Source organism: Pseudonocardia sp. Ae331_Ps2 (assembly GCF_001932405.1).
In the GTDB taxonomy this organism is placed as follows: Bacteria; Actinomycetota; Actinomycetes; order Mycobacteriales; family Pseudonocardiaceae; genus Pseudonocardia.
Window position 1 is genome coordinate 2,649 of the sequence record NZ_MCIM01000007.1, and the last position, 4,246, is coordinate 6,894.

Consider the following 4,246-nt stretch of genomic DNA (forward strand, 5'->3'; position numbering starts at 1 on the left):
CTCGGCCACGGTCGACAACGTGTCGATGACCGCGGTGAGCCGGCTACCGGCGGTATCGAGGGCGTCGAGGCCGGTCCAGCCGTGGGATTCGAACTCGTCGGCGATCACCCGGTGGCCGGCGATGAGTTGTTCCAGATCGGTGGCGGCGTCCCGCAACGCCGCCGCGATGTACTCGTGATTCCCGTCACCATCCAGTACTGCCGTCATCACGTCTGCTCCGTTCTCACAGGTGTTGGTGCTGGTCAGATGGGTTGCGGGTTAGAGGACGGCGTGTGGGCCGGGCACGAACGGCGCTTGGTCGTAGGCGTCCCGGCCGTGGTCGCCCTGGGCGCGCATCTGCCCGGCGAGGTCCCGATACGACGCCTCAGCCGCGGCCAGCCCCGTCAGCGAGTCCGTGAGAGGACCGGTGACCTGGCCGCCCCAGCCCTGACCGGCGAGCCGGTCGACGAAACCCGACAGCTGGGACTGATACAGGCCGCAGGCCTCCGCGGCGGCGGTCAGCCGGGCAACAGCGGTCTCATACATTCCGTGGCCTCCAGAAGCAGTAGTCGTGCTGGTCGTCGCCAGGGTCGGCCCGGACGGGCCCGGCGAGGTAGTCGAATCGGCGGCGTCGGGGTCGGGGTCGGGATCGACGGTGTCGACGGTGTCGTCCGGGGTCGGGTGGGGAACCGGTGTGTCGCCGGCCGAGGTGGGTGGGCCGGGATCGTCTGTTGCGGTCACCGCTGCACCACCTGTGTCACCACCTGTGTCACTGGCCGGGCGCAGCCCGGCCCGTCGTCCCCACGGCTCCGGCGCCGCCCTGCCCGCCCGATCAGTCCGGCTGATCGGGCTGTCACCGGTAGTGGTGGTGAGGCCGCGGGCCTGCGCCCAGCGGGCCCGCGCCCGGGCCGCCCGCTCCAGCCGCCGCCGCTGGGTGGCCCGCCACCGCTCATCCCGGCCGGGGGCGGTGGCGTCGAACCACGCCCGCCGCCGCGCCGCACGATGCTCGGCCCGGTGCTGCGCGGCCCGACAGGCCTCGGTCCAACGAGAGGCGACCAGGAGCCCGAACGCGCCCCGCCCGACCGGACGACCCGACCCGGCGCGGGCGCCGCCGCCGGCGTCGTGGCGCATCCGGGCCCGCGCGAGGCCGGGTGGTTCTTTGCCCGCGGTGTAGGCGGCGGTGTCGGTGCGGCCCTTGGTCACGAAGAACGCCACCACGACACAGGTCAGGAAGAACGCCTCCACCCCGACCTCCTTCCTTCTCTAGCGCCGTATCGGCACACAGCTAGAACTTGCGGTGTCATCAGGTGAGGGATGCGGCGAGGGCGGCGATGAACGCATTCGCGGCCGGGTACAGGCGCGGGACACCGGCCAGGACGGTCCCGACCAGGGCCAGGGCGGCCACGACCATCAGTGACTTCGACCTCGTCGCGGCGGTGATCCCCGACCCACGCAGACGGGAGTAGGCCCACAGCCCGGCGGCGGCCGCGACCGCACCGACCGCACTGACTCCGACCAGCTGGGCGGTGGCCTGCCCAGCACCGGCCAGCGCCCCGCCGGACAGGTTCTGGAACAGGGCGCCGAACCAGCCGGCGGAGGCGCCGCCGACACCGAACCCGCCGACCACCGCCAGGACAGCGGCGACCTTCTCCCAATCCACGCCCTTCCCCGGCACATCCAGGAAGACCAGCAGCACCGCGAGGACCAGGGCGAGCGCACCGAGCGCGGGCATCGACGACGGGATGAACATCGACCACGACATCACCCACCACCCGACACAGACAGAACGAGCAGCCCGATAACGACAACGGTGATCATGAACCCGGATGGTTTGTCCCGGATCACGTTGCCCAGCCAGTCCAGCGGGAACACCACGGCCAGGGCGGCCAGTGTCAGCGCCGCGTGCACGCCGCGGACCAGCGGGTTACTGCTGGTGGTCCAGTCCCCGGTACGCGAGTAGGCCCAGGTCTGGGCATACGAGGGCGGAGTCTGGTTCCACCGCGGCCGGGCCTCCACCACATCACGGACTACGTCGATGAGGCGCTGGTCCCATGGCGCCAACGGCGCCACTGCCGCGGCCGGCTCGTCGACGGCCCTTGGACCGTCCGGGTTCGACCTTCCGGGAGCGGGCGCGTCGACGACGTAGAGGCCGGGCCGCTCCGCCGGGGCCTCGCCCTGCTGCTGCTGGTCAGAGATCGGTTGTGGCACGACGACCACCTCCCGCCCTCTGCCGGTGACGGCAACGGCCACAGGCCCGCGGCGGCGTGCCGCCATCACGCGGCATCTCGAACGACCGGCCACAGAACACACACCGGGCCCGGACATCCATCACGACTCACCACCTGCGGCGGTGGTGGTGGCCCGTCGCTGCTCGCGGCGGGCCTGACTGCGGGCAGCGGTGCGCTGCTTCGCACGGATCGCAGTCTCCGCCGCACGTTCCTGCGCGGCGTGGAGCTCAACGAACAGGTCCACGAGGTCATCGGCGATCCGGTCCAGCCGGCGGTCGACGGCCGGGAGACGCGTGGTCCGCGGGCTGGTCATCGCGGGGATCGCCGCTCGGACAGCAGTGAGAGCCGCCGCGGCGCGGTCTCCCGGGGTGCGGGCCCGGCCGTAGGCGGTCGCAAAGATGCTGCGCTGGGCTGCGATCCGGCGCAACGCGGCGTAGGCGCTGCGCGCCTTCAGATCAGAGGGCACGGCCGCGGCGGCAGGTGCCATGTCCGAGATGTTCATGCGGCCACCGCCGGTCGGGCAGCCTCGCCGCCGGCGGTCGCGGCGGCGCGACGGTGCGCGGCGCGCTCCTCCCGGGTGGTGCCGCCCCAGATGCCGTACTGCCCCGTCACCGTCGCCCACTCACGACACACGACCCGCACCGGACACCCGGTGCACACCAGCCGGGCCTGCAACACACCCAGCCCAGTCGACTCCGAGAGCGGGAAAAACACCTCAGGATCAACACCGCGACAATGCCGCCCCGGATGAGACGACAACTCCGGCGGGACCGGGACTGCAGATCCCGGACCATCGTCAAAGACAGGACTACCCTCGACCACGTGGGTCGCCTCCTCGATACAGGTGGTGACTCGCAGGGCCTCGGCAGGGATGCGACCTGTCGAGGCCCGACCATTGAGGTCTGACCGCTGCTCCATGCAAGTGCATGGAATCAACATGCATTTAAGGGTGGTGCAGCGGCGGCCCGCTGTCAAGAGGTCACTCGACAGTCCGCTCCGTGCACAGCAGCTCAGGAGGGACTCAAGATCGAAGCATGGAGGCACGCGGACGACATGGCCGATAGCCGCCCTGACGCTCGACGCCACCTCGGCGAAGAGCTTCGAACGCGACGCCGGCAGGCCGGCCTAACCGGTCACGCACTCGCCGCGATAATTGGTCTCGATCAATCGCGAATCAGCAGAATTGAGTCGGGGCGACTGCGGATATCCGAACCCGAACTTCAGAGATGGCTACACGAAACATCAACACCGCCAGGGACCTGCGCAAAAATAACAGATATAGCACGACGGGCAGGTGGTTCACCGACTCTATGGAGAAACGTACCAATTAGCGGATGGAATATCCAGCCTAGAGATATAGGCTCACTTGAGGGGGCTGCCGCACAAGTCGCCGCCTGGCAGAGTTCCGTCATTCCGGCCGCCCTTCAGACGACCACCTACATGCACTGGGTGGCCACAGGGGGAAGCGTCACCTCAAGGCAGCGCCTTGCAGCGAGCATCCTCGCCAAGATCGCACGCCAGAAGATCCTCTACGAAACTCCACGTCGCCTCAATGTAATCCTTTCCGAAGAGGCGCTAGAATTTCGAGGCGAGAACAAAGAGATCATGATTGATCAGCTTTATTGGATCAGCTCTCTCGCCCGGCGCGGACGATTCACCCTAGGCGTCCTCCCGGCAAATATCAAGCCGCACATTGATCGCGTCCCCAGCTTTACCATTTACACATCCCCTCATGAGGGTGTCGATAACCTGGTTGCTCGAACCCTCGATGACGAGATATTCATTCCTGAAGCCAGTACAGATAACGTGCAGCGCCACATCGACCAGTTCCGCGTCTATCAGCGACACAGCTGGCGCGGTGACCAGGCGATCGAGTTCGTCGAAGGTCTCGCTCGGGAGATGCGAGCTGGCAAGGACAGCAGCATCGACACCAGCCAGAACAGTGACGGTGTGTGATCGTCTACTTGTCCGGCTGGACAACCGCCCGGGCGTGCTAGCGTCTCTCCTACGCGCGTGCGTGCACGCACGCGCGTAGGAGA

General features: G+C 68.2%; 7 protein-coding genes. 1 reads left to right on the forward strand and 6 read right to left on the reverse strand.

Annotation, left to right across the window (positions count from 1 at the left end):
- From Ae331Ps2_RS32880 to Ae331Ps2_RS34065, 6 genes are all read right to left on the reverse strand, one after another.
- Window positions 1-207, reverse strand: a 207-nt coding sequence (locus Ae331Ps2_RS32880; protein ID WP_217695673.1) for a hypothetical protein, incomplete at its 3' end; no start/stop codon positions are given.
- Window positions 208-258: 51 nt separating this feature from the next.
- Window positions 259-1,224 carry a hypothetical protein gene (locus Ae331Ps2_RS29860; RefSeq protein ID WP_075329913.1) on the reverse strand — a complete coding sequence of 322 codons (966 nt, stop codon included), beginning with the start codon at window positions 1,222-1,224 and terminating at the stop codon, window positions 259-261.
- Window positions 1,225-1,282: 58 nt separating this feature from the next.
- On the reverse strand, window positions 1,283-1,741 hold the full coding sequence (locus tag Ae331Ps2_RS29865) for a hypothetical protein (RefSeq protein WP_139319281.1): 459 nt from the start codon (window positions 1,739-1,741) through the stop codon (window positions 1,283-1,285).
- Window positions 1,741-2,187 (reverse strand): hypothetical protein, encoded by a 447-nt coding sequence (locus Ae331Ps2_RS29870; protein ID WP_139319280.1) that lies wholly within the window; start codon window positions 2,185-2,187, stop codon window positions 1,741-1,743. Before Ae331Ps2_RS29870 ends, Ae331Ps2_RS29865 begins: the two co-directional genes overlap by 1 nt.
- 120 nt (window positions 2,188-2,307) lie before the next feature.
- A complete protein-coding gene (locus Ae331Ps2_RS29875; RefSeq protein ID WP_075313606.1) occupies window positions 2,308-2,709 on the reverse strand; it encodes a hypothetical protein in 402 nt (133 codons plus the stop codon).
- Complete coding sequence (locus Ae331Ps2_RS34065) at window positions 2,706-3,146, reverse strand: WhiB family transcriptional regulator (protein WP_371336487.1); 441 nt, start codon at window positions 3,144-3,146, stop codon at window positions 2,706-2,708. Before Ae331Ps2_RS34065 ends, Ae331Ps2_RS29875 begins: the two co-directional genes overlap by 4 nt.
- A 114-nt stretch (window positions 3,147-3,260) precedes the next feature.
- Between Ae331Ps2_RS34065 and Ae331Ps2_RS29885 the strand changes: the two genes are divergently transcribed.
- Window positions 3,261-4,163, forward strand: coding sequence for a Scr1 family TA system antitoxin-like transcriptional regulator (locus Ae331Ps2_RS29885; RefSeq protein WP_075313610.1), 903 nt, complete (start codon window positions 3,261-3,263; stop codon window positions 4,161-4,163).
- The last annotated feature ends 83 nt before the right edge of the window (window positions 4,164-4,246 follow it).